The 21977-nt window shown below is 71.9% G+C and carries 19 protein-coding genes; 6 read left to right on the top strand and 13 right to left on the bottom strand.

What is annotated here, in order from left to right; translation table 11 throughout:
• Positions 1-10: 10 nt before the first annotated feature.
• The 5 genes from VFV67_RS22770 to VFV67_RS22750 are packed head-to-tail and all read right to left on the bottom strand — an operon-like array spanning position 11 to position 5103.
• Positions 11-1405 carry a wax ester/triacylglycerol synthase family O-acyltransferase gene (locus VFV67_RS22770; protein WP_326472642.1) on the bottom strand — a complete coding sequence of 465 codons (1395 nt, stop codon included), beginning with the start codon at positions 1403-1405 and terminating at the stop codon, positions 11-13.
• 45 nt (positions 1406-1450) lie between these two features.
• Entirely contained in the window at positions 1451-2599 is a 1149-nt protein-coding gene (locus tag VFV67_RS22765) for an acetyl-CoA C-acetyltransferase (protein ID WP_326472641.1), read from the bottom strand.
• 13 nt (positions 2600-2612) lie between these two features.
• Positions 2613-3200: a TetR/AcrR family transcriptional regulator gene (locus VFV67_RS22760; RefSeq protein WP_326472640.1), complete on the bottom strand. Its 588-nt coding sequence runs from the start codon at positions 3198-3200 to the stop codon at positions 2613-2615.
• An 11-nt stretch (positions 3201-3211) separates the two neighbouring features.
• Positions 3212-3964 (bottom strand): SDR family oxidoreductase, encoded by a 753-nt coding sequence (locus tag VFV67_RS22755; RefSeq protein WP_326472639.1) that lies wholly within the window; start codon positions 3962-3964, stop codon positions 3212-3214.
• Positions 3961-5103, bottom strand: coding sequence for an acyl-CoA dehydrogenase family protein (locus VFV67_RS22750; RefSeq protein ID WP_326472638.1), 1143 nt, complete (start codon positions 5101-5103; stop codon positions 3961-3963). Before VFV67_RS22750 ends, VFV67_RS22755 begins: the two co-directional genes overlap by 4 nt.
• A 42-nt stretch (positions 5104-5145) precedes the next feature.
• On the opposite strand from VFV67_RS22750, the gene VFV67_RS22745 reads away from it, so the two are divergent.
• The 4 genes from VFV67_RS22745 (at position 5146) to VFV67_RS22730 (ending at position 8411) form a co-directional block, all read left to right on the top strand.
• Positions 5146-6678, top strand: coding sequence for a FadD3 family acyl-CoA ligase (locus VFV67_RS22745; RefSeq protein ID WP_326472637.1), 1533 nt, complete (start codon positions 5146-5148; stop codon positions 6676-6678).
• 124 nt (positions 6679-6802) lie between these two features.
• A complete protein-coding gene (locus VFV67_RS22740) occupies positions 6803-7666 on the top strand; it encodes an enoyl-CoA hydratase (protein ID WP_326472636.1) in 864 nt (287 codons plus the stop codon).
• 33 nt (positions 7667-7699) lie between these two features.
• A complete protein-coding gene (locus VFV67_RS22735) occupies positions 7700-7981 on the top strand; it encodes a type II toxin-antitoxin system prevent-host-death family antitoxin (RefSeq protein ID WP_326472635.1) in 282 nt (93 codons plus the stop codon).
• Positions 7971-8411 (top strand): type II toxin-antitoxin system VapC family toxin, encoded by a 441-nt coding sequence (locus tag VFV67_RS22730; protein WP_326472634.1) that lies wholly within the window; start codon positions 7971-7973, stop codon positions 8409-8411. The genes VFV67_RS22735 and VFV67_RS22730 overlap by 11 nt, the downstream gene beginning before the upstream one ends.
• On the opposite strand, the gene VFV67_RS22725 is transcribed toward VFV67_RS22730, so the two are convergent.
• Positions 8368-9765, bottom strand: coding sequence for a serine/threonine-protein kinase (locus tag VFV67_RS22725; RefSeq protein ID WP_414636328.1), 1398 nt, complete (start codon positions 9763-9765; stop codon positions 8368-8370). The two genes, VFV67_RS22730 and VFV67_RS22725, sit on opposite strands and share 44 nt — an antisense overlap.
• Before the next feature lie 205 nt (positions 9766-9970).
• Between VFV67_RS22725 and VFV67_RS22720 the strand changes: the two genes are divergently transcribed.
• Positions 9971-11011 (top strand): acyl-CoA dehydrogenase family protein, encoded by a 1041-nt coding sequence (locus VFV67_RS22720; RefSeq protein WP_326472648.1) that lies wholly within the window; start codon positions 9971-9973, stop codon positions 11009-11011.
• Here the strand turns inward: VFV67_RS22720 and VFV67_RS22715 are convergent.
• Both VFV67_RS22715 and nhaA read right to left on the bottom strand, forming a co-directional pair.
• Positions 10989-12209, bottom strand: coding sequence for a cysteine desulfurase-like protein (locus tag VFV67_RS22715; RefSeq protein ID WP_326472632.1), 1221 nt, complete (start codon positions 12207-12209; stop codon positions 10989-10991). The two genes, VFV67_RS22720 and VFV67_RS22715, sit on opposite strands and share 23 nt — an antisense overlap.
• A complete protein-coding gene (nhaA, locus tag VFV67_RS22710) occupies positions 12206-14086 on the bottom strand; it encodes a Na+/H+ antiporter NhaA (protein WP_326472631.1) in 1881 nt (626 codons plus the stop codon). The genes VFV67_RS22715 and nhaA overlap by 4 nt, the downstream gene beginning before the upstream one ends.
• 140 nt (positions 14087-14226) lie before the next feature.
• Here nhaA and VFV67_RS22705 point away from each other — a divergent pair, with 140 nt between their 5' ends.
• Positions 14227-16302 (top strand): diguanylate cyclase, encoded by a 2076-nt coding sequence (locus VFV67_RS22705; protein WP_326472630.1) that lies wholly within the window; start codon positions 14227-14229, stop codon positions 16300-16302.
• A gap of 27 nt (positions 16303-16329) precedes the next feature.
• Here the strand turns inward: VFV67_RS22705 and VFV67_RS22700 are convergent, their stop codons facing one another.
• From VFV67_RS22700 to hsaA, 5 genes are all read right to left on the bottom strand, one after another.
• Positions 16330-16980 carry a transcriptional regulator gene (locus VFV67_RS22700; protein WP_326472629.1) on the bottom strand — a complete coding sequence of 217 codons (651 nt, stop codon included), beginning with the start codon at positions 16978-16980 and terminating at the stop codon, positions 16330-16332.
• Positions 16977-18401 carry a cytosine permease gene (locus VFV67_RS22695; RefSeq protein WP_326472628.1) on the bottom strand — a complete coding sequence of 475 codons (1425 nt, stop codon included), beginning with the start codon at positions 18399-18401 and terminating at the stop codon, positions 16977-16979. The genes VFV67_RS22700 and VFV67_RS22695 overlap by 4 nt, the downstream gene beginning before the upstream one ends.
• 108 nt (positions 18402-18509) lie before the next feature.
• A complete protein-coding gene (hsaC, locus tag VFV67_RS22690; RefSeq protein WP_326472627.1) occupies positions 18510-19421 on the bottom strand; it encodes an iron-dependent extradiol dioxygenase HsaC in 912 nt (303 codons plus the stop codon).
• The gene (gene hsaD / locus VFV67_RS22685; RefSeq protein ID WP_326472626.1) at positions 19421-20278 is read right to left on the bottom strand and encodes a 4,5:9,10-diseco-3-hydroxy-5,9,17-trioxoandrosta-1(10),2-diene-4-oate hydrolase; all 858 of its coding nucleotides are present in this window, start codon (positions 20276-20278) and stop codon (positions 19421-19423) included. Before hsaD ends, hsaC begins: the two co-directional genes overlap by 1 nt.
• Positions 20265-21428, bottom strand: a complete 1164-nt coding sequence (gene hsaA / locus VFV67_RS22680) for a 3-hydroxy-9,10-secoandrosta-1,3,5(10)-triene-9,17-dione monooxygenase oxygenase subunit (RefSeq protein WP_326472625.1) — start codon at positions 21426-21428, stop codon at positions 20265-20267. Before hsaA ends, hsaD begins: the two co-directional genes overlap by 14 nt.
• Positions 21429-21977 lie beyond the last annotated feature (549 nt).

The following is a 21977-nucleotide window of genomic DNA, read 5'->3' as shown; positions in this document are numbered from 1 at the left end:
ATCGCTGCTCTCAGGCGATGAGGGCCTTCTCGAGTTCGGCGAGGGAGTCCTCCAGGTGGGTGAGCAGGCGTTGCAGGTGGGGGACGCTACGGCGGCAGCCGGTGAGTCCGAACTGGAGGTTGCCGGCGTAGCTGGTGACCGTGATGTTCAGGGCCTGGCCCTCGTAGGGGATGGACAGCGGGTAGATGCCGGTCATCCGGGCGCCGTCGAAGTAGAGCTGGTTGTGCGGGCCGGGGACGTTGGAGATCATCACGTTGAACGCGGGCGGCGTGACCCGCAGGGCACCCGGGATCATCGACATGGCCAGCGGCGCCATCGGGATCGCGCTGAGCGCGGTGATCTGGAGCTGGCTCAGGCCGTGGTAGACCTGCTTGCCGCGGCGCATGGACTCGCGGATCTCGGTGAACCGGGCGACCGGGTCCTCGGTGTCGGTGGCCAGGTTGCACAGGATGATGCCGATCGCGTTGCCGCCCTCGGCGGCGGTGCGGGCCGAGTCGGTGCGCAGCGACATCGGGACGGCCGCGACCAGCGGCTTGTCCGGCAGCGCGGCCAGCTCGATCAGGTAGCGGCGCAGCGCGCCGGAGCACATGGCCAGCATGACGTCGTTGAGCGTGGCGCCGCTGACCGCCTTGCGCACGTTCTTGATCCGGTCCAGCGGCCAGCCCTGCGCGGCGAACCGGCGCGCCCCGGTGATCGCCGCGTTGAACATCGACTTGGGCACCTTGAACGCGAGCCCGGCCGACTGCTCCCGGAACGCGTCGTCGAGCACCTTGAGCGCGGTGGGCGCGAGCCCGGCGATGTCCCGGATCGCGAGCGCGGCGTTGCGCAACCCGACCAGCGCCCCGCCCTCCTCGTCGGGCTGGATGCGCCGGCCGGCCACGTTGTCCCGCAGCTGCGACGACCAGATCGGACGCATGTCCTGTTCGTCCGGATCCTCGGACAGCGAGCTCTGCAGCAGACGCAGCGCCGACACCCCGTCCAGCAGCGAGTGGTGCACCTTGCTGTACGTGGCGAACCGGCCGTCCTGCAGGCCCTCGATCAGGGTGAACTCCCACAGCGGGCGGTGCCGGTCGAGCAGCGTGCCGTGCAGCCGCGAGGTCAGCTCGAGCAGCTCCCGCACCCGGCCCGGCCGGGGCAGCGCGGAGAGCCGGACGTGGTACTCCAGGTCGAGGTCGTTGTCGTTGCTCCAGGCGAACTGGCCGATGCTGCTCACCGGGTTCATCGGCCGGCGCCGGAACAGCGGCCGCACGTCGTCCGCCTTCACCAGGCGGCGGTGCAGCTCGCTGACGTAGTCCGGTCCGGCGCCGTCCGGCGGCTCGAACAGCTGCAGCCCGCCGACGTGCATCGGATGCTCACGGGACTCGGCGAGCAGGTACAGCGAGTCCGTCACCGGCATCATCGCCATGGTCAACCTCCTGGCATCCGAAAAACGGGCCGGACCCAACTGTAGTTAGTTCAGTCGCTCCAGGATGGTCACGTTCGCCTGGCCACCGCCTTCGCACATGGTCTGCAGGCCGAACCGGCCCCCGGTGCGCTCCAACTCGTGCAGCAGGGTGGTGCACAGCCGGGTTCCGGTGGCGCCGATGGGGTGACCGAGCGCGATCGCGCCGCCGTTGACGTTGACCCGGTCCTCCTCGGCCCCGGTCTCGGCGATCCAGGCAAGCACCACGCTGGCAAACGCCTCGTTCACCTCGAACAGATCGATGTCCGCTATGGACATTCCGGCCCGGTCGAGGGCGTACCGGGTGGCCCGGATCGGCGCGGTGAGCATGGCCACCGGGTCGCCGCCGCGGGCGGACAGGTGGTGCACCCGGGCCCGCGGGGTCAGCCGGTGCCGGGCGACGGCGTGCTCGGAGGCGACCAGCACCGCGCTGGCCCCGTCGGAGATCTGGCTGGCCAGCGCGGCGGTGACCGACCCGCCGGGCCGCAACGGCGCGAGCGCGGCCATGGCTTCCAGGCTGGTGTCCGGGCGCGGGCCCTCGTCGGCGGCCAACTCGCCGACCGGCACGATCTCCCGCGCGAACCGGCCCTGCGCCGCGGCGGCGAGCGCCCGCTGGTGGCTGCGCAGCGCGAACCGCTCCATGTCCGCCCGGGACAGCCGCCACCGCCCGGCGATCAGGTCGGCCGCCCGGAACTGGGAGATCTCCTCCGTGCCGTACCGGTGCGCCCAGCCGCGCGAGCCGGCGAACGGCGTGCCGAAGCCGCCCGCGGTCATCGCCGCGCCGATCGGCACCGCGCTCATGTTCTGCACCCCGCCGGCGATCACCAGATCCGCGGTTCCGCTCAGCACGGCCTGGGCGGCGAAGTGCAGTGCCTGCTGGCTGGACCCGCACTGCCGGTCGACCGTGACGCCGGGCACCTCCTCGGCGAAACCCGCCGCGAGCCAGGCGGTTCTGGCGATGTCGCCGGCCTGCGGACCGATCGTGTCCACGCAGCCGAAGATCACGTCGTCCACCTCGACCGGGTCCACGTCCACCCGGTCGAGCAGCGCGCCGAGCACGTGCGCGCCGAGGTCGGCCGGGTGCATCCCGGACAGCGCCCCGCCGCGGCGGCCGACCGGGGTGCGCACGGCCTCGACGAGGTACGCCTGGCCACTCATGCCATCACCTCGCTCATGAGCGCCGCCGCCGGGTGGCGATGCCGTCGAGCAGGATTCCCAGGTACTGCTTGGCGATCTCGTGCACGGACAGGTTCCCGCCGGGCCGGTACCAGTGCACCGCGACCCACACCGTGTCCCGGATGAACCGGAACACCAGATCGACGTCGAGATCGGGCCGGAACACCCCGGCCCGCACGCCGTCGGTGAGAATTCCGGCCCACAGCTTGTGAAACTGCCGGTTGCGCTGGTCCAGGTAGGCGAACCGGTCGAACTGGGCGAGGTGCTTGGCCTCGTTCTGGTAGATCGCCACCTCGGCGGGGTGCGCGTCGATCGCCTCGAACGAGGCCACCACGACCGCCTCGAGGGTCTCCCGCGGTCCCTTGCCGGCGGCCACGATCTCCTCGTACCGGCCGAACAGCTCCTCCTGGAACGTGGTCATAATCTCGTCCACAATGGACTCTTTGGAGTCGAAGTGGTGATAGAGGCTGCCGGACAGGATGCCCGCGGCGTCGGCGATGTCCCGCACGGTGGTGGCCCGGTAGCCGCGCTCGGCGAACATCCGCGCGGCCAGGGTCAGCAGCTCGGTGCGGCGTTCGGTCATGTCTGGTCTCCTCAGGGATGCTGGCTACTGACCGAGATCACCTCGCCGGTCAGGTACCCGGCGAGGTCGCTGGCCAGGAACACCATCACGTTGGCCACCTCCCACGGCTGCGCGGCCCGGCCGAACGCCTCCCGGCCGGCCAACTCGTCGAGCAGCTCGGGGCTGGCGACCTTGGCCAGGAACGGGTGCATGGCCAGGCTCGGCGCGACCGCGTTCACCCGGATCCCGTGTGCGGCAACGTCCATCGCCGCGCACCGGGTGAGCGCCATCACGCCGGCCTTGGCCGCCGCGTAGTGCGCCTGGCCGCGCTGCGCCCGCCAGCCGACCACGGAGGCATTGTTGACCACGGCGCCGCCGCCGCCCTGCCCGACCATCCGGCGCAGCGCCGCCCGGGTGCACCGGAACGTACCGTTCAGGGTCACGTCCAGCACGGCGGTCCAGTCGGCGTCGGACATGTCCACGATGGACGCCTCGCCACCGAGACCGGCGTTGTTGATCATCACGTCGATCCGCCCGAAGTGCCCGGCCGCGCCCTCGATCAGCGCGTCCACCTGCTCCTGCACGGTCACGTCGCAGGCCAGCGCGTGCACCCGGCCGGGGTGCTCGGCGGCCAGTGCGGCGGCGGTCTCGGCCAGCCGGCGTTCGTGCCGGTCGCTGACCACGACCGCGGCGCCCTCCTCGAGGCAGCGCCGCGCGGCCGCGGAGCCGATGCCGGTGCCCGCGGCGGCGGTGACCACGACGACCTTCCCGTCCAGCAGCGTCATCCCCTCGGCTCCCGGGGCAGTCCGAGCACCCGCTCGGCGATGATGTTGCGCTGGATCTCGTTGGAGCCGCCGTAGATCGTGTCCGCGCGGCTGAACAGGAACAGCCGCTGCCACTCGCCGAGGTCGCCGTCGTGCACCATGGCCGCCGCGCCGAGCACGTCCATCGCCAGCTCGCCGAGCCCGCGATGCCAGTTGGCCCACAACAGCTTCGCCACCGACGCGGTGCCCGGCTCGGCGGAGCCCAGGGTGCGCAGCGTGTGCGCGCGCATGACCTCCAGCCCGATCCGGGCCCGGGTGAGCCGTTCGCGCACGGCTGGTTCGTCGGCCGCGCCGGTGCGCCGGGCCAGGTCCACCAGGGCGTCCAACTCGCGGCGGAACCCGATCTGCTGACCGATGGTGGCCGTCCCGCGCTCGAAGGCGAGCGTGCCCATGGCCACCCGCCAGCCGTCGCCCGGCTCGCCGACCACGAGATCGGCCTTGGTGCGGGCGCCGTCGAAGAACACCTCGTTGAACTCGGCGGTCCCGGTGAGCTGGACGATCGGCCGCACCTCGACGCCGGGTTGGTGCATCGGCACGAGGAGATAGGACAGCCCGGCGTGCCGGAGCGAGCCGGGTTCCGTTCGTGCCAGCACGAAACACCAGTCGGCCTGGTGCGCGAACGAGGTCCACACCTTCTGCCCGGTGATCACCCACTCGTCGCCGTCCAGCACGGCCGATGTGGACACCGAGGCGAGGTCGGATCCGGCGCCCGGCTCGGAGTAGCCCTGGCACCACAGCTCCTCGACCGACCGGATCCGCGGCAGGAACCGTTGTCGCTGCGCGGGTGTGCCGAACGCGATCAGGGTCGGGCCGAGCAACTCCTCGCCGAAGTGGTTGACCCGGGTCGGTCCGCCGGCCAGCGCGTACTCCTCGTGGAAGATCACCTGGAGGTCCAGTGGCAGACCCCGGCCGCCGTGCTCGACCGGCCAGCCGAGGCAGGTCCACCCCTCGGCGGCCAGGTGCCGGTCCCAGGCCAGGCGTTCCTGGTACGCCTCGTGCTTGCGGCCGGATCCGCCGGCGCCACGCAGCGCGGCGAACTCGCCAACCAGGTTGTCCGACAGCCATTGCCGGACGGTGGCACGGAACTCGGCCGGGTCCATGACGGCTAGCCTACCAAGCATTTGCTCGGTAGCATGGTCCGGGTGACTCCCGACGCGGCGACCATTCCCGCGGCACTCGTCCGAGCGGCCGGGACGTTCGGCGATCGGGAAGCCGTGGTCGACCCGCACGCCGAAATCCGGCTCAGCTACGCCGAGTTGCTCGACCGGGCGCGCACCGTGGCCCGGGCGCTGATCGCCGGCGGGTTGCGGCCCGGCGACCGGGTGGCACTCTGCTCCCCCAACACGCATCACTGGATCGAGGCGGCGCTCGGCGCGCTCTACGCCGGAACGATCCTGGTTCCGGTCAACACCCGGTTCACCGGGCCGGAACTGCTCGACGTGGTGCGGCGCAGCCGGGCCAGGGCGCTGTTCGTCGCCGGCCCGTTCCTCGGGGTCGACCGGCTCGAGCAGCTCTGGAAGGCCGGCCCGGCCGAGGAACTGGAGCTGATCATCCGGGTTCCGGTCGAGGGCGAGGGCGACTGGGCCGAACTGGCCGAGCAGGCCGCCGCCGTTCCGGCCGACGAGGCCGACCGGCGGGCCGCGACGACCGGCCCGGACCAGGTCGCCGACATCCTGTTCACCTCCGGCACCACCGGGCGCAGCAAGGGCGCGATGAGCGCGCACCGGCAGTCGCTCGGTGTGGCCGGGGCCTGGACCGGATGCGCCGGGCTCACCGCGGACGACCGCTACCTGGTGATCAACCCGTTCTTCCACAGCTTCGGCTACAAGGCGGGCATCCTCGCGGCACTGCTGCGCGGCGCGACGCTGGTGCCGCAGCTGGTGTTCGACGCCGGCCGCACCATGGAGCTCATCGAGCGGGAGCGGATCACCGTGCTGCCCGGGCCACCCACGATCTACCAGACCATGCTCGACCGTCCCGACCGGACCGACCACGACCTGTCGACGCTGCGGCTCGCGGTGACCGGCGCGGCGACCGTGCCGGTCACGCTGGTCGAGCGGATGCGGGCGGAGCTGGGGTTCGACGTGGTGCTCACCGCCTACGGGCTGACCGAGGCGGTGGTGGCCACGATGTGCCGGCCGGACGACGACCCGCACACCGTCGCGCACACCTCGGGCCGGGCAATCGCCGGCATGGAAGTGCGGGCCTGCGCCGGCACCGGCGAGATCCTGTTGCGCGGTCCCAACGTGATGCTGGGCTACCTGGACGACCCGGAGGCCACCCGGCAGGCGGTGGACCCGGAGGGCTGGCTGCACACCGGCGACGTCGGGCGGCTGGACGAGCGCGGTTACCTCACGATCACCGACCGGCTCAAGGACATGTACGTCTGCGGCGGGTTCAACGTCTACCCGGCCGAGGTGGAACAGGTGCTGGCCCGGCTGCCCGGGCTCGCCGAGTCGGCGGTGGTCGGCGTGCCGGACGAGCGGCTCGGCGAGGTGGGCAAGGCGTTCGTCATCCCGGCGCCCGGCCGCACCCTGCGCCCGGAGGACGTGATCGCGTTCTGCCGGGAGCGGCTGGCCAACTACAAGGTGCCCCGCCAGGTGGAGGTGCGCGCCGAGCTGCCCCGCAACCCGGCCGGCAAGATCCTCAAGCGGCTACTCAGGAGCATTCCATGAGCACCGTGAGCGGACGGCCGGCCGCGGCGGTGGCTGGACGAAGGAGCAGCGCAGCCGCGAGGAACGATCGGCGAGCAGCGCACGAAGGAAGCCACCGCCATCAGCGGCCGACCGGGAGCGAACAATGAGCACCGTTGAGTACGCCCGCCAGGGCCCGGTCGCCGTGGTGACCATGAACCGGCCCGAGTACCGCAACGCGCAGAACTCGGCGATGACCTACGCGCTGGACGCGGCGTTCGTCCGGGCCGTCGACGACGACGAGGTGCGGGTGATCGTGCTGGCCGGGGCCGGCAAGCACTTCTCCGCCGGGCACGACATCGGCACGCCGGGCCGGGACGTGGACGTCTCGTTCGAGCGCAAGGCCGTGCTGTGGTGGGACCACGTCGGCCGGCCGGGCGGGGACCTGCGCTTCGCCCGGGAGATGGAGGTCTACCTGGGCATGTGCCGGCGGTGGCGGGAGATTCCCAAACCGACCATCGCGATGGTGCACGGCGCGTGCATCGCCGGCGGCCTGATGCTGGCCTGGGTGTGCGACCTGATCGTGGCCGCGGACGACGCGTTCTTCGCCGATCCGGTGGTGCGCATGGGGATTCCCGGGGTGGAGTACTTCGCCCACCCGTGGATGCTCGGCCCGCGCGCCGCCAAGGAGATGCTGTTCACCGCCGATCGGATCGACGCCGCCCGGGCCTACCAGCTCGGCATGGTCAACCGGGTGGTGGCCCGGGCCGACCTCGAGGCCGAGACGCTCGCCATGGCCGGCCGGATCGCCGAACTGCCCCGGTTCGGCCTGGCGCTGGCCAAGCGCGCGGTCAACCTGGCCGAGGACCAGATGGGCATGCGGTCCGGAATGGACTCGGTGTTCGGCTTGCATCACTTCGCGCATGCGCACAACGCCGAGGTGTCCCCCGATCCGTTGGCCGGCATGGATGCACGGGCCATGAAGGCCGCGGGCGGGGTAAAGTCGAAGGGCAGGGGTGCCACGGGGTAGCACACCGTGGCACAACTGGGCTAACATGGGACGGTGAGCGTGCCGACCGAGGCGACACCCACCGAGATCACCCAACGGGACCTGCGCAACAGGTCAGGAGAGATCATGGATTCGGTCGCACACGGGAAGGCCTTCATCGTCACCCGCAACGGAACTCCGATCGGGGAGCTGATCCCGTTGCGCCGGCACCGTACCGTGACCCGGGAGCAGTTCGCCGCCATGTCGGCCAACGCCCCGGTGATCGACCTCCGGCGGTTCCACGCCGACCTCGACTTCGTCGCCGACACCGAGATGCGAGACCCCTATGCCCGCTGACGGGCACGGGCTGTTGGACACCAACATCCTGATTCTGCGCAGGCGGATCGACCACGACCAGCTCCCGGCATACATGTCGATCAGCTCGATCACGCTGGCCGAGCTGTCCGCCGGTCCGCACCACACCAGCGACCCACAGGAGCGGGCCCGGCGCCTGGACGTGCTGCAACGCGCCGAGGCCGCGTTCGACCCGCTGCCGTTCGACACCGAGGCGGCCCGGGCGTTCGGCCAGGTCTGCGCCGCGGTGCTGGCCGCCGGGCGCAAGACCCGGGGCCGGGTGTCCGACCTGATGATCGCCAGCGTGGCGATCTCGAACCGGTTACCCCTGTACACGGCCAACCCCGTCGACTTCGACGGGCTGGAGGGCCTGCTGACCGTGGTTCCGGTCAGCGTGCCTCTGAGTCGATTGCCAGTCGGCCATCCTGGATGACGACCTTGAGTTGCCGCTTCTCCGGTCGGGCGACGCCGTCCTGTCCCGTATAGGTGACGTCGACCGGAACGTTGACCGAGCCGTCCGGGTTGGGCGTGACCCCGCGCGCGTTGCGGGCGCTCACCGACTTGAACTGCCCCCAGTACTCCTGGAACTTCTGCTGGTCGCCGAAGGCCGCCTGACCGTTGCGGGACAGCATCGCCCAGGTCGCCTCCGGGTTCTTCGCGCCGCTGTAGTAGTCGATCACCAGCCGCCCGGCCTGCGACCAGTCGATCGGCCCGGACACCGGCGCCACCGGGTTGCTGGTCTCGCGCGGCGCGGCCGAACTGGTCGACGGCGGGTTCAGGGTGTTGCTGGATGCGGTCACCCCGCCCCGGTCCCGGTTCTGGCTGAGCACCATCGCGGTGATCACCCCGGCCACCGCGAACACCAGCACGAGCCCGACGATGACGGCGGTGCGCCGGCGCGGCGGGGCGCTGCCCGATGGCCGGGCGGCCGGCGGCGGCGAAGCGGGCCGGGGCAGGTTCTGGGTCGGCGGCGGCCCGGCCGGCGGGACCGGCGGGGCCGGGCGCACCGGCACCGTGCGGTCCACCTCGATCCGCCGGGTGTCCGGGTCGGCCAGGTTCGCGGTCGCCTGCGCCATCGTCGGCCGGTCGGCCGGCTCGGCGCTCAACATGCTCATCAGCACCGGGGTGAGGGTGCCGGCGTTGCGCGGCGGCGGGACGTTGCCCGAGGCCACCGCGTGTAACAGGGCCAGCGGGTTGCTGTTGGTGCCGAACGGCGGCGCGCCCTCGACCGCGTGGTAGAGCGTGGCGCCGAGGGAGAACACGTCGGACTCGCGGCCGGGCTGCTGCCCCCTGGCCACCTCGGGGGCGAGGTAGGCGGGCGTGCCGGCCAGCATCCCGGTCTGGGTGATCGTGACGTCGTCCAGGGTGCGGGAGATGCCGAAGTCGGTGATCTTCACCAGGCCGGCGTCGTCGAGCAGGACGTTGCCGGGTTTGACGTCCCGGTGCACGATGCCGGCCTCGTGCGCGGCGGTGAGCGCGGACGCCACCTGCTCGCCGATCTTGGCCACCTCGTCCGAGGTGAGCGTGCCGCGCTCGGCGAGCACCACCGATAAGCTCCGCGACCGCAGGAACTCCATGACCAGCCAAGGGTTTCCGTCGTGGTCGGCGACGTCGAACAACGCGATGGCGTTGCGGTGCTGTAAGCGGGCCGCGGTGCGCGCCTCGCGCATGGCGCGCCGCCGGGCGTCCTCGGCCTGCGACTCCGGCACGCCCGGTCGGGTCAGCAGCTGCTTGATCGCCACGATGCGCTCGAGCCGCTCGTCCTTGGCCCGCCAGACGACACCCATTCCGCCGCTGCCCACGGATTCCATCAGCCGGTAGCGCCCGGCGACCAGCTGCCCCGTCTCGATGGCCAGACTCCCTCACGTGCGTGTCTCGATCCCCGGTTCCGCGCCGCCCTCGAGGGTAACCGATCCGGCCACAGGCGACGGACGAAACCGGCCGACCCGCTGGCCAACCAAGCAGTTGTTTGGTTGACTGGAATCCGTGACGATCGCGGTCAGCGAGGAGCAGGTCGCCCTGCGGAACGGCCTGCGGTCACTGCTGTCCCGGGAGCCGGACCACACGCTGTGGACCCGGTTGTGCGAGATGGGAGTGGCCGGACTCACCATCCCGGAGGACTACGGCGGCCTCGGCGCCAGCCGCACCGACCTGCACGTGGTCATGGCCGAACTGGGCCAGGCGCTCCGCCCGGTGCCGCTGCTCGGCTCCGCCGTGCTGGCCGCGCAGGCCGTCCTGGCCACCGGCGACGAGCCGGCATGCCGGGAGCTGCTGCCCGGCGTCGCCGCAGGCGACACCATCGCCGCCCTGGCCTGGACCGGCCCGGACGGGCGCTGGGACCCGGAGACGGTCGCCTGCACCGCCGGTCCACTGTCCAATGTGGACTGGTCGGTCACCGGCGAGGCGCACTACGTGCTGGACGGTGCCGCGGCCGGCGTGTTGCTGGTGGCCGCGCGCACCGGCGACGGGCTCGGCCTGTTCCAGGTGGATCCCGGCCAGCCCACCGTGCACCGCGCCGCCACGCCCACCATGGACGAGAGCCGAAACCTCGCTACCGTGCGGTTCGCCGGCGCCCGGGCCCGCCGGCTCGGCCCCGCGGTGCTGTCCCCGGTGCGCGACCTCGCGTGCGTGGCACTGGCCGCCGAGCAGGCCGGCGCCGCCCGCCGCTGCCTGGAGCTGACCGTGGCCTACACCCGTACCCGGGTCCAGTTCGGCCGGCCGATCGGCTCCTTCCAGGCGATCAAGCACCGGCTGGCCGACCTGCACGTGCTGGTCGAGACCGCCGAGTCGGCCGCACTGGCGGCGGCCGCCACGCCTGCGGCGGATCTCCCACTGGCCGCCGCGGTCGCCAAGATCCACTGCGCCGAGGCGCTGGGCACGGTGGCCGCCGAGATGATCCAGCTGCACGGCGGAATCGCGATCACCTGGGAACACGACGCCCACCGCTACTTCAAACGCGCGCACGGCAGCGCCCAACTGTTCGGCGCCCCGGCCGAGCACGTGGCCCGGCTCAGCCGCTCCCTGACAGGCTAGCCACCCCCGCCACCAGTCTGTCCACATCGGACTCATCGGTGTACGGCGCGATCCCGGCACGCACCGCGCCCACGCCGGCAAGGCCCAGCCGCCGCGCGCACTCCGGGGCGTAGAACATGCCGGCCGGGGCGTTGACGCCGGCCTCGGCGAGCCGGGCGTACACCTCGGCGGAGGCGAAGCCGGCCACCGAGAACAGCACGGTCGGGGTGCGCGCCCGGTCCGGCGAGCCGTACAGCGTCACCCCGTCGATCTCGGCCAGTCCGGCCTCCAGCCGGACCCGCAGCCCGGTCTCGTGCTCCTCCATCGCCGCCATCGACCCGGCCAGCCGCTCACGCCGGGAACCGTTGCCCGGCACCAGGTTCGCCAGGAAGTCCACCGCCGCCGTGGTGCCGGCCAGCAGCTCGTAGGGCAGCGTGCCCAGCTCGAACCGCTCCGGCACGGCGTCGCTCATCGGCAGCAGCTTGTCCGGTTCCAACGACTCCAGCAGGGCCGGCGCGGCGGCCAGCGCGCCCAGGTGCGGCCCGAGGAACTTGTACGGCGAGCAGGCGTAGAAGTCCGCGCCGAGCGCGGTCATGTCCACCAGCGCGTGCGGGGTCAGGTGCACGCCGTCCACGTACACCAGCGCGCCGGCCTGGTGCGCCCGCGCGGCGATCGCCGGCACGTCCGGGCGGGTGCCGAGCAGGTTGGCCGCGCCGGTGACCGCGACCAGCCGGGTCCGCTCGGACAGCAGCCCGGCGACCGCCGCGACCGGCAGTTCGCCGCTTTCCGGGTCGAACTCCGCCCAGCGCACGGTCGCGCCGCACGCCTGCGCGGCCTGCACCCAGGGCCGGATGTTCGCGTCGTGGTCCAGGGAGTTGACCACGACCTCGTCACCCGGCCCCCACTTCTTGGCCAGCGCCCGGGAGATGTCGTAGGTGAGCGCCGTCATGCTGCGCCCGAACACCACGCCGCCGGGCGCGGCGCCGACCAGGTCGGCGATCGCCTGCCGGGCCGCGTGCACGATCCCTTCGGCCCGCTGCTCGGCGCGGGTGTTCGCGCCCCGGTTGGCCACCGCGGCGCGCAGCGTGCTGGCCACCGCCTCGGCCACGACGTCCGGCGTCTGCGACCCGCCCGGCCCGTCGAAGTGTGCCGCTCCCTCGCTCAGCGCCGGAAAATGCGCCCGGACCTCCGCCACGTCGTAGATGCTCACCGTCGTCATGACGACATCTCAGCACGAACCCGGGCGGCGCGGACCGAGGCGGACAGCGCCGCCAGGTCGAACGCTCCGTGGTGCCGCCGCCCGTTGACGAAGAACGTCGGCGTTCCGGAGACCCCGCTCAGGTCGGCGGAGTCGACGTCCTCGGCCACCCGCGCGGCGTACTCGTGCTCGCGCAGTGCCGCGCGGAACCGGTCCACGTCCAGGCCGAGCTCGGTGGCGTAGCGCACCAGGTGCTTCGGCTCCAGCTCGTCCTGGTGCGCCAGCAGAAGATCGTGCATCTCCCAGAACCGGCCCTGGGCCGCGGCCGCCTCGGTGGCCTCCGCGGCGAGCTGCGCGCGCGGGTGCACGTCGGTCAGCGGCAGGTGCCGCCAGACGTAGCGCACGTCGCCGAAGTCGGTCAGCAGCTCGCGCACCACCGACTCGGCGATGCCGCAGTGCGGGCACTCCAGGTCGCCGTACTCGAGCAGGGTGATCGACGCCTGCCGCGGTCCGCGGATGTGGTCGCGGTCCGGGTCGACCGGCACGGCCAGGTCGACGATGGTCTCCGAGGTGCCGAGCAGCGCCCGAATCCGCCTGGTCCGGGGCAGCAGCGCGGTGGCAAGGGACAGCAGCCGGGTCAGCACGGCGCCGATCAGCGCGGCGGCCAGGATGCCGAGCTTGGCCTCCTCCAGCCGGTCTCCGGTGAACGCCAGCGAGGCGACCAGCAGCGCAACGGTGAACCCGATCGCGGCCAGCGTTCCGGCGCCGGCCACCGCGGCCCAGCCGACCGGCGGCCGCACCCGGCCCCGGCTCAGCAAGGTCACCAGTGCCGATCCGCCGACGATGCCGATCGGTTTGCCGACCACGTAGCCGAGCACGATGCCCAGGGTGACCGGGGAGGTCAGCGCCCGGCCGAGGAACTCCGCGCTGATCGCGACCCCGGCGTTGCACAGCGCGAACAGCGGCACGATCACGTAGCTGCTCCACGGGTGGAACATCGCCGCCAGCCGCTCGTTCGGCGAGATCGCCGCCCGCAGGCCGTGGTCGGCCTCCCGGGCCAGCTCCGGCGTCGGCTGCTCGCGGAACAGCCGGAACACCTCGGAGGCCCGCTCGAGGTCGCTGCGGGCCGCCGGGTAGGCGTAGGTGAGCAGGCCCATCGCCAGGCCGACGATGATCGGCTCGACGCCGGAGCGCACCAGCGCCACCCAGACCGCGACGCCGAGCACGAAGTACACCGGGCCGGAGCGCACGCCGTACGCCCGCAGCCCCAGGATCCCGGCGAAGATCGCGATGGCGACCAGCAGCGCCGCCGGCTCGAGATGCTGCGTGTAGGCGGTGGCGATGACCACGAGCGCGACCAGGTCGTCGACCACGGTGATGGTCAGGATGAAGGCACGCAGCCGGGCCGGAAACCGCGGCCCGACCAGGGCGAGCACCCCCAACGCGAATGCGGTGTCTGTGCTCATGGCCACGCCCCACCCGGCCGCCGAGTCCCGGCCGGCGTTGAGCAGCAGGTAGATCAGCACCGGCAGGGCCATGCCGGCGAGCCCGGCCACCACCGGCAGCGCCATCCGCCGCCGGTCGCGCAGCTCGCCCATGTCGAACTCGCGGCGGGCCTCCAGCCCGATCACGAAGAAGAAGAACGTCATCAGCCCGGCGTTCACCCAGTGGCGTAGATCCATCGCCACACCATGATCACCAAGAGTGATCGCCAGCTGGGTACCCCACACCGTCTCGTAGGACGCCGGGTGCAGGTTCACCCAGACCAGCGCGACTACCGTTGCCATCAGCAGGACGACCGCGCCACCGGTCTCGGTCCGCAGGAAGGCACGCAGCGGAGTCTGCAGGTTGCGGGCCCACGCGGTGCGTCCCGCGTACGCCGCCGGTCGGTCGGTCATACCGGGATTCTCGCCTGACAAGCCGAATTACCACGAATGGACCAGCGGCCTCTCGTTCACCCGGCAGACACGATCAGGCATGATCGATGACTGTCGGCATGAATTGCATCTACGCAGAGCAACGACAACGGGGTTTCTTCATGAGTGCGAACGGCCCACGCCCGGGCATGGGCAGGGCCTGGCTCGGCTACCTTGCGGCCGGAGCGGGAGCGATCGTCGGGTACTACCTCATCCCGGCGGCGGGCGCCGGGATACCCGGCCGGGTCGCGGTGTACTGCCTGATCAGCGCGTCCGCCGCGGTCGCCGTGTGCACCGGGGTGCTGGTCCACCGGCCCCGCCCGGCGCTGCCCTGGCTGCTGCTCGGCGCGAGCCAGGTGGTCTACGCCGCCGCCGACTCCACCTTCTACATCTCGCACTACCTGCTCGGCCGCACCGGCTTCCCGTCCTGGGCCGACCCGCTCTACCTCGGCCACTACCCGCTCGTCGTGCTCGCCATGGTGCTGCTGATCCGCAGGCGCAGCCCCGGCCGGGACGTGCCGAGCGTGCTGGACGCGTCGGTGCTCGCGGTGGTGGCCGCGATGCTGTCCTGGCTCTACCTGATCGCGCCGCAGACCCGAACCGGCGCGCCGATGCTGGTCACCGTCACCTCGGTGGCCTACCCGGTGATGGACCTGGTGATGCTGGCCGCGGCGCTGCGGCTGATCCTCGGCGGCGGGCGGCGCTCGCCGTCGTTCGTGCTGCTCGCCGGCTACCTGCTGGCGATCTTCACCGCGGACACCGTCTACGTGCTGCAACAGCTCACCGGCTCCTACCACGCCGGCAACTTCCTCGACGCCATCTGGCTTTCCGGCAACCTGGCGCTCGGCGCCGCCGCACTGCACCCGACCATGACCAGGCTGGGCGAGCCGTCCGCGGTGAGCGAGCGGATGCTCGGCCGGGTCCGGATCGTGGCGCTGTGCGTTGCCGCCCTTGTCGCCCCGGCCACGCTGCTGATCCAGTACGCCACCGGCGCGCCGCACGCCGTGCCGGTGATCGCGGCGGCCTGCGCGGTGCTGTTCGTGCTGACCATCCTGCGGCTGCACGGCCTGGTGGTCGACCAGCGCCGGCTGGCCATCACCGACGGCCTGACCGGGCTCTACACCCGGCGGTTCTTCGAGGCGCAGCTGCCGCTCGAGGCGGAGCGGGCCCGGCGCAGCGGCGGCTCGATGGCCGTGGTGATCGCCGATGTCGACCGGTTCAAGTCGATCAACGACCGGTACGGCCACCCGGCCGGCGACCGGGCGCTGATCGAGATCGCGCACCGGCTGCGCCGGGTGTCCCGGTCCGGCGAGGTGCTGGCCCGGTACGGCGGCGAGGAGTTCGCCCTGCTGGTGCCGGAGGCCAGCCCGAACGACCTGCCCGGCATCGCCCAGCGGCTGCGCGACAGCGTGGCCAGCAGCCCGATGGCGGTGACCGACACCGAGTGGATCGCGGTCACCGTTTCGGTCGGCGCCGCCTGCCACCCGCAGCACGGCAGCGACCCGGACAAGCTGGTCGCCGCCGCGGACCGGGCGCTGTACTCGGCCAAGTCCGCCGGCGCCGACCGGGTGGTGGTCGGCACGCCCGCCGCGGACAACGGCGGCGACCCGGCGCTGGTCGACTACCTGTGCCGGATCGCCGACCAGGTGGACGTGTGCCTGTCCAGCTACAAGCACAGCCTGGCGATCAGCCAGTGGGCCGGGGTGCTCGCGGTGGCGTTGGGCCTCGACGAGCCGACCGTGCGGCGTACCGCGCTCGCCGGCCGGCTGCACGACATCGGCAAGATCGTCATTCCGGAAGCGGTGCTGACCAAGACATCGCCGCTGTCCGACGAGGAGTGGCGCCTGATGCGCGAGCACGCGGACTACGGATACCGGTTGGCCAGAACGGTTCCCGGGTTCTCCTCGGTGGCGCAGGTGATCCGCCAGCACCACGAGCGCTACGACGGCACCGGCTACCCGCAGGGCCTGCTCGCCCAGGAGATTCGCCCGGAAGCCCGGGTGATCGCGGTGTGCGACGCCTGGGCGGCCATGCAGGCCGACCGGCCGCACCAGGTGCAGCGCACCCTCCAGGAGGCGCGCCTCGAACTGCGCCGCGGCCGGGGCACCCAGTTCGACCCGGATGTGGTCGACCTGTTCCTCGACCTCCAGCAACGCGGCCGGGTCGGCGACCTCGACCGCGCCCACGCCAATCCGTAACCCGCGCAACGTCACATCGCGCGGAACCTAGACGGGCAGGTTGTTCCAGAACATCAGTTCGTAGCCCTGCAGCAGGCGGCCGTGCTCGCGGGCGGCGTCCAGGTTCACGCCGGCGTCCAGTGCGGCCTGGACCGCGGCCAGCGCCTGGTCCGTCAACTCGGGCACCGGGGTGGCGAAGAAGTCCAGGAAGCCGCACGCCGCGTCGTCGAACCCGTAGTGCTCGCGCAGCGCGGCGCCGAGGGCGGCGCAGTACTGGCCCCACGCGGCGAAGTTGGTCAGGATCGCCAGCACCGCGGCGGCCGGCTCGGCGTTGAGCGCGAGCCAGGCCTGGAAGGCCGGATACGCCTGGCAGGCCGGCCGCGGCCGGTAGGCGCGCACCGCGGCGTCGTCCATGCCGGCCGCGGCGGCCAGCGGGATCAGCATCGGCAGGGCCAGGCTCTCGCCCTGGGCCAGCCCGGTGAAGAACCCGCGGGCGTTCGGCTCCGGCGCGCGGGCGGCCAGCGCGAGGAAGCTGCGCCAGTCGCTCGCCACGATCCGGGTTTCCTCCGCGGCCAGCGCACCGATCGCGGAGATTGGTGCTTTTCCTTGCGCGACAAGGGGAACGAACTGGTTGGCACCCTCGTCCGGGGCCAGCTCGCTGCGGATGGCGTCGAGCAGTTCCTGCGCCGAGCGGGTCATCGGGTGAGCTCTCCTTCGCGGTCGGCCGAAGCGACCGGGTCCGCGCGGTGGTCCCGCCGGATGCCCAGCGCGGCCGGCACACGGGCGGTCAGGGCGGCCAGCCCAGCGTAGAGCAGGCCGGCCAGCAGCCAGGCTTCGACGGCGACCAGGCCGATCGACGGGACGACCTCCTGGCCCGGCAACAGACCCAGGCCCCAGGCGCCGAACAGCACGGCACCCAGCACGGCCACGATCGCCGGCCAGTTGGCCGGCGCGGCCTCCCGCCAGGACGGGACCGGGGTGACCGGCCGGGTGATCCCGAGCAGCCGGGGCAGCACGAACTGGTCCACGCACATCACCACCGTGGCGCACGGCAGCGCGATCGACGACCACCCGGCCACGGTGAAGAACCCGTGCTCCAGCCGGGGAAACCACCACGCGACCAGCGCCACGACGCCGGCCATGATCAGGCAGGTGTGCCAGCGCCGCCAGCCCGGAGCGTGCCCGACCACGTTCTGCCCGGCGGTGGTCATCTCGTAGTAGTTGCCGTCGTTGATCGCCACCACCAGCGCGGTGGCCACCAGCGCTCCCAGCCACAGCGCGCCGAACAGCGAATAGCCGACGACGTAGCGGTAGGCCGGCCCGAAGTCGAACGGCCCGGCCCCGGACAGCTCGGCCATCATCCAGCCACCGGCCACGAACAGCACCAGGCCGACCGCGACGGCGACCAGCAGGGGCAGCAGCGGCCAGTCGAACCGCGGTTTCCCGTAGCGCCAGGTGTCCGGCTCGTTGCCCCACATGACCGAGCCGATCGCCACGCCGATTCCGGCCAGGAACGGCAGTTCGGTGGTTCCCGGCGGGCTGGCGCCGAGCACCTCGGCCGGGATTCCGGTCAGTCCCTTGACCACCAGGTACAGCACCCAGATGATCATCACCGGGGCCACCACGTACCGGGCGAACGCCGCGATTCCGGTGAACCCGAACAGGTTGTTGACGATGCCGAGCACCGCGAACAGCACGGCGATCAGCGCGATGTTGCCCCAGCCGAACAGCCCGTCATAGAGCGTGGCGAGCAGGTTGAACGCGAACGCCGCCCAGCCGGCCGCGACGCCGATCAACAGCAGCGACACCAGCGCCGAGCCGAGCCGGCCGAAGATGGACCGGGTGAGCAGCGCGTGGGTCTGCCCGGTGACCGACCCGAGATAGGCCGCCGGCAGCGCGTAGCCGAGGTAGGCCAGGCCGCCGAGTGCGCCCGCGGCCACCGCCTTGGCCAGCGAGTAGCCGGCGTCGTGGTACTGGAAGCCCAGGAACAGGAACGTGAACCCGGCGGCCAGGGTCGTCCACAGCGCCAGGAAGTGGTATCGGGACCGGCGTTCGGACAGCGGAACGATTCCCGCGCGGCTGGTCGAGTAGTCGTGCCGAACCGCGTCGGCGAGCTCCATCGCACACCCTCCGGTGGTTACGCAGTGAGATCGGGCAACTACCGACGTTAGCGATCAAGTCGGGTTCGTCGTCCACCGATCGGCGCAATCCGGTTGGGTGCCAACGGATCAGGACCGGGGCTGACCGGCCCCGACGCTGAAATCGTGACCCCACAAGCTGACCGCGGTGCTCTCCCGGGCGATCCAGCGCTCGTCCTCGACCGTCCGGCCCTCGCAGCCGAACTCCACGTCGAACCCGCCCGGGGTCTTCATGTAGAAGGACAGCATCAGGTCGTTGACGTGCCGGCCGAGGGTGGCCGACATCGGGACCTTGCGGCGCAACGCCCGGTCCAGACACAGCCCGACGTCGTCGGAGTTCTCCACCTCGACCATCAGGTGCACGATTCCGGTCGGGGTGGGCATCGGCAGGAACGCCAGGCTGTGGTGGCGCGGGTTGCAGCCGAAGAACCGCAGCCAGGCCGGCGGAGCGTCGGCCGGACGGCCGACGAACTGCGGCGGCAGGCGCATCGAGTCGCGCAGCCGGAAACCGAGCACGTCCCGGTAGAAACGCAGCGAGGCTTCATCGTCCTGTGTGGACAGAACGACGTGGCCAAGGCCCTGTTCCTCGGTGACGAACCGGTGGCCGTACGGGCTCACCACCCGCCGGTGCTCGAGCGCGGCGCCGTGGAAGATCTCCAGCGTGTTGCCGGACGGGTCGTCCACCATGATCAGGTCGGTGACCCGGCGGTCGGCCGCCTCGGCCGCCGTGCCCTCCTTGTACGGGACGCCGGCGGCCTCCAGCCGGCCGCACATCTCGCCAAGCTCGGCGACGTTGGCCACCTCCCAGCCGGCGGCCGCCAGCCGGTCCCGCTCGCCGGGCGTGATCACCAGCCGGGCCGGGAAGTCGTCCATCCGCAGGTACAGCGCGTCCGGGTCGGCGCCCCGGCCCGCCACCATGCCGAGCACCTTCAGCCCGAACACCCGCCACGCCGGCAGGTCGGTCGCCGCGATCCGCAGGTACCCCAGTGACCGGATGCCCATCAGGTACCTCCCAGAAAGTCCATGGTGATCCGGTTGAACTCGGCGAAGCGCTCCAGCTGCGCCCAGTGTCCGCACCGGCCGAACACGTGCAGCTCCGCGCGCGGGATGATCTTGAGCGCGACCAGGGCGCCGTCCAGCGGGTTCACCCGGTCCTCGCGGCCCCAGACCAGCAGCACCCGCTGGCGCAGCCGGTGCGCCTCGCGCCACAGCATGCCGTCCTCGTAGGTTTCCGGCCGGGTGAACGAGGCGCCCATGGATGCCATGGCGCGCAACGATTCCGGCTGGCTGGCCACCGCCCATCGCTGGTCCACCAGCTCATCGGTGATCAGCGACTGGTCGAAAACGAGCGTGCGCAGGAAGTCCGCGAGCTTGTCCCGGGTCGGGCCCGGCGGCGCGGTGAACGCGTAGATCCGCTTGACCCCCTCGGTCGGGTCCGGCCCGAACACGTTCAGGCCGAGCCCGCCCGGCGCCATCAGCACCAGCCGGCCGGCCCGGTCCTTGTGGCGCAACGCGAACCGCACCGCGGTGCCGCCGCCGAGGGAGTTGCCGACCAGGTGTGCCCGCTGCACCCCGAGCTTGTCCAGCAGGCCGAGCAGCGCGTCCGCGGCGAAGGTGAAGTACTGCCCGGTGACGTCCGGCTTGTCGGACAGCCCGAAGCCCGGCTGGTCCACCACCAGGGTGCGAAACCGTTGGGCGAAGAAGGGAAGGTTCCGCCCGAAGTTGCTCCACCCGGACGCGCCCGGGCCGCCGCCGTGCAGCAGCACCACCGGCGGCGCGTCCGCCGGTCCGGCCTCGTGATAGTGCAACCGCAACTCGCCGACGTCGGCGAACCCGCTCGTCTCGTCAAACCCAGGCATCGGCCACCTTCAAGCCCAACTCGGCCTGCCCGAACATCGCCAGCGCCTTCTCCGGGTCGTTGATCGCGTGCACCCGCCCGGCGTGCGCGTCCCGCCAGAACCGCTGGATCGGCGTGCCCACCCGCAGCGCCCGCCCGCCGGCGCTCTCGAACAGCCGGTCCACCGCCGCGATCGCCGCCCCGGTCGCGTTCACCTGGTCCCGGCGCACCCGCATCCGCAGCGGGAACGGAACCTTCTCGCCGGCCTCGACCAGCGCCATCTCCTCGGCCATGTTCCGCTCGATCTGCAGCACGGCCGCGTCGATCCGGCTCGCCGCGTCGGCGATTCGCAGTTGCGCGAAGGTGTCCTCGGCCGCTCGGCCGCCGGTCGTGGCCCGCACCCGCGCCCGGGTGTGCTCCAGGTACGCCGCGTAGGCCCCCTCCGCCATTCCCACCACCGGAACCGAAATCGAGCACGAGAACACCGACGCGAACGGCAGCCGGTACAGCGGCGCGGTGTTCACCCGCTGTCCCGGGCACACACACTTCCCCGTGTCCACAAAGGACAACGTCCGATACTCCGGCACGAACACCTCGTCCACGATGATGTCGTTGCTCCCGGTCCCCCGCAGTCCCACCGTGTCCCAGACGTCCTCGATCACGTAATCCTCGCGCGGCAGCAGAAAAGTCCGAAAGTCCGTGGGGTTCCCGTCCTCGTCGAGCACCAGCCCGCCGAGGAACACCCACCCCGCGTGATCACATCCGGACGAGAAACTCCACCGCCCCGTAAAGGAAAACCCGCCGTCCACCACCCGCGCCCGCCCCATCGGCGCATACGACGAACACACCAGCGTGTCCTCGTCGACCCCCCAGACCTCCTGCTGCGCCCGGTCGTCGAACAAGGCCAACTGCCACGGATGGCACCCCAACACGGAAGCCACCCACCCGGTCGACCCACAGGCTCCCGCGATCAGCCGCACCGCCCGGTAGAACTCGTTCGGATGCGCCTCCGCGCCTCCGTACCGCCGTGGCTGCAACAACCGAAAGAACCCGGCCTCAAGCAGTCCCTTGATCGACTCCCCAGAAACCCGCCGAGCGTCCTCGGTCTCCTGGGCCCGTTCCCGCAACACCGGCACCAACTCGCGCACGGCCGCCTCGACCCGTCCACTCATGCGCCCACACTAGAACACGTTCTCGTTTCTGTACATCCCCGCAGCTCAGCCCCCCGAGCCCCAGCCCCTAGCACCGCCCCAGTCCCGGCCCGGCCCCAACACCCCGAGTTCCCAACTCGAGCAACCGAGGCGCCGACCCCAGCAACCAAGTCCCCGACCCCAACACCCCGAGTTCCCGACCGCAGCACCCGAACTCCTGGCTCAAGCACCGAATTCCTGGCTCCGGCACCCGAACTCTTGGTTCCAGGCCCGCGCGTCGGCGATTCCGGACCGCGCATGAGGCGAGCTGGATTGCTCGGCGCTCGGTGCACGCCGCCGCCGCTGCGCGGCGGCCGCGCCGCGCAGCGGCGCGGCCGCCCAGCGGCATCGGCAACGGCAACCGAACCGACAACTCATCGCACCCTCACTGGCAACTCAGCTGCCGGACCCGGCAGCTCAGCTGCTGGATCCGGCAACTCGCCGAGGTTGGGCGGCGTGCCGTACGTCGTTGGACGGCACGCCGCCGAGGCGTGGGTCAGAGCTTGAAGTTGCTCAGAACGTGTTGCAGGT

It is taken from the genome of Actinophytocola sp. (assembly GCF_035762905.1).
GTDB lineage: Bacteria > Actinomycetota > Actinomycetes > Mycobacteriales > Pseudonocardiaceae > DASYTH01.
The sequence above is the reverse complement of the archived record's forward strand: the minus strand, read 5'-3'. Positions and strand labels throughout refer to the sequence as shown.

Bases quoted from the DNA above. Each gene is read 5' to 3' on its own strand.
- VFV67_RS22730 (WP_326472634.1), top strand. From the start codon at position 7,971: ATGCCCGCTGACGGGCACGGGCTGTTGGACACCAACATCCTGATTCTG.
- VFV67_RS22765 (WP_326472641.1), bottom strand. From the start codon at position 2,599: ATGAGTGGCCAGGCGTACCTCGTCGAGGCCGTGCGCACCCCGGTCGGC.
- VFV67_RS22760 (WP_326472640.1), bottom strand. From the start codon at position 3,200: ATGACCGAACGCCGCACCGAGCTGCTGACCCTGGCCGCGCGGATGTTC.
- VFV67_RS22750 (WP_326472638.1), bottom strand. From the start codon at position 5,103: ATGGACCCGGCCGAGTTCCGTGCCACCGTCCGGCAATGGCTGTCGGAC.
- VFV67_RS22705 (WP_326472630.1), top strand. From the start codon at position 14,227: ATGAGTGCGAACGGCCCACGCCCGGGCATGGGCAGGGCCTGGCTCGGC.
- VFV67_RS22740 (WP_326472636.1), top strand. From the start codon at position 6,803: ATGAGCACCGTTGAGTACGCCCGCCAGGGCCCGGTCGCCGTGGTGACC.
- VFV67_RS22725 (WP_414636328.1), bottom strand. From the start codon at position 9,765: ATGGGTGTCGTCTGGCGGGCCAAGGACGAGCGGCTCGAGCGCATCGTG.
- hsaC (WP_326472627.1), bottom strand. From the start codon at position 19,421: ATGGGCATCCGGTCACTGGGGTACCTGCGGATCGCGGCGACCGACCTG.
- hsaA (WP_326472625.1), bottom strand. From the start codon at position 21,428: ATGAGTGGACGGGTCGAGGCGGCCGTGCGCGAGTTGGTGCCGGTGTTG.
- VFV67_RS22695 (WP_326472628.1), bottom strand. From the start codon at position 18,401: ATGGAGCTCGCCGACGCGGTTCGGCACGACTACTCGACCAGCCGCGCG.
- VFV67_RS22770 (WP_326472642.1), bottom strand. From the start codon at position 1,405: ATGGCGATGATGCCGGTGACGGACTCGCTGTACCTGCTCGCCGAGTCC.
- hsaD (WP_326472626.1), bottom strand. From the start codon at position 20,278: ATGCCTGGGTTTGACGAGACGAGCGGGTTCGCCGACGTCGGCGAGTTG.
- VFV67_RS22700 (WP_326472629.1), bottom strand. From the start codon at position 16,980: ATGACCCGCTCGGCGCAGGAACTGCTCGACGCCATCCGCAGCGAGCTG.
- nhaA (WP_326472631.1), bottom strand. From the start codon at position 14,086: ATGACCGACCGACCGGCGGCGTACGCGGGACGCACCGCGTGGGCCCGC.
- VFV67_RS22755 (WP_326472639.1), bottom strand. From the start codon at position 3,964: ATGACGCTGCTGGACGGGAAGGTCGTCGTGGTCACCGCCGCCGCGGGC.
- VFV67_RS22715 (WP_326472632.1), bottom strand. From the start codon at position 12,209: ATGACGACGGTGAGCATCTACGACGTGGCGGAGGTCCGGGCGCATTTT.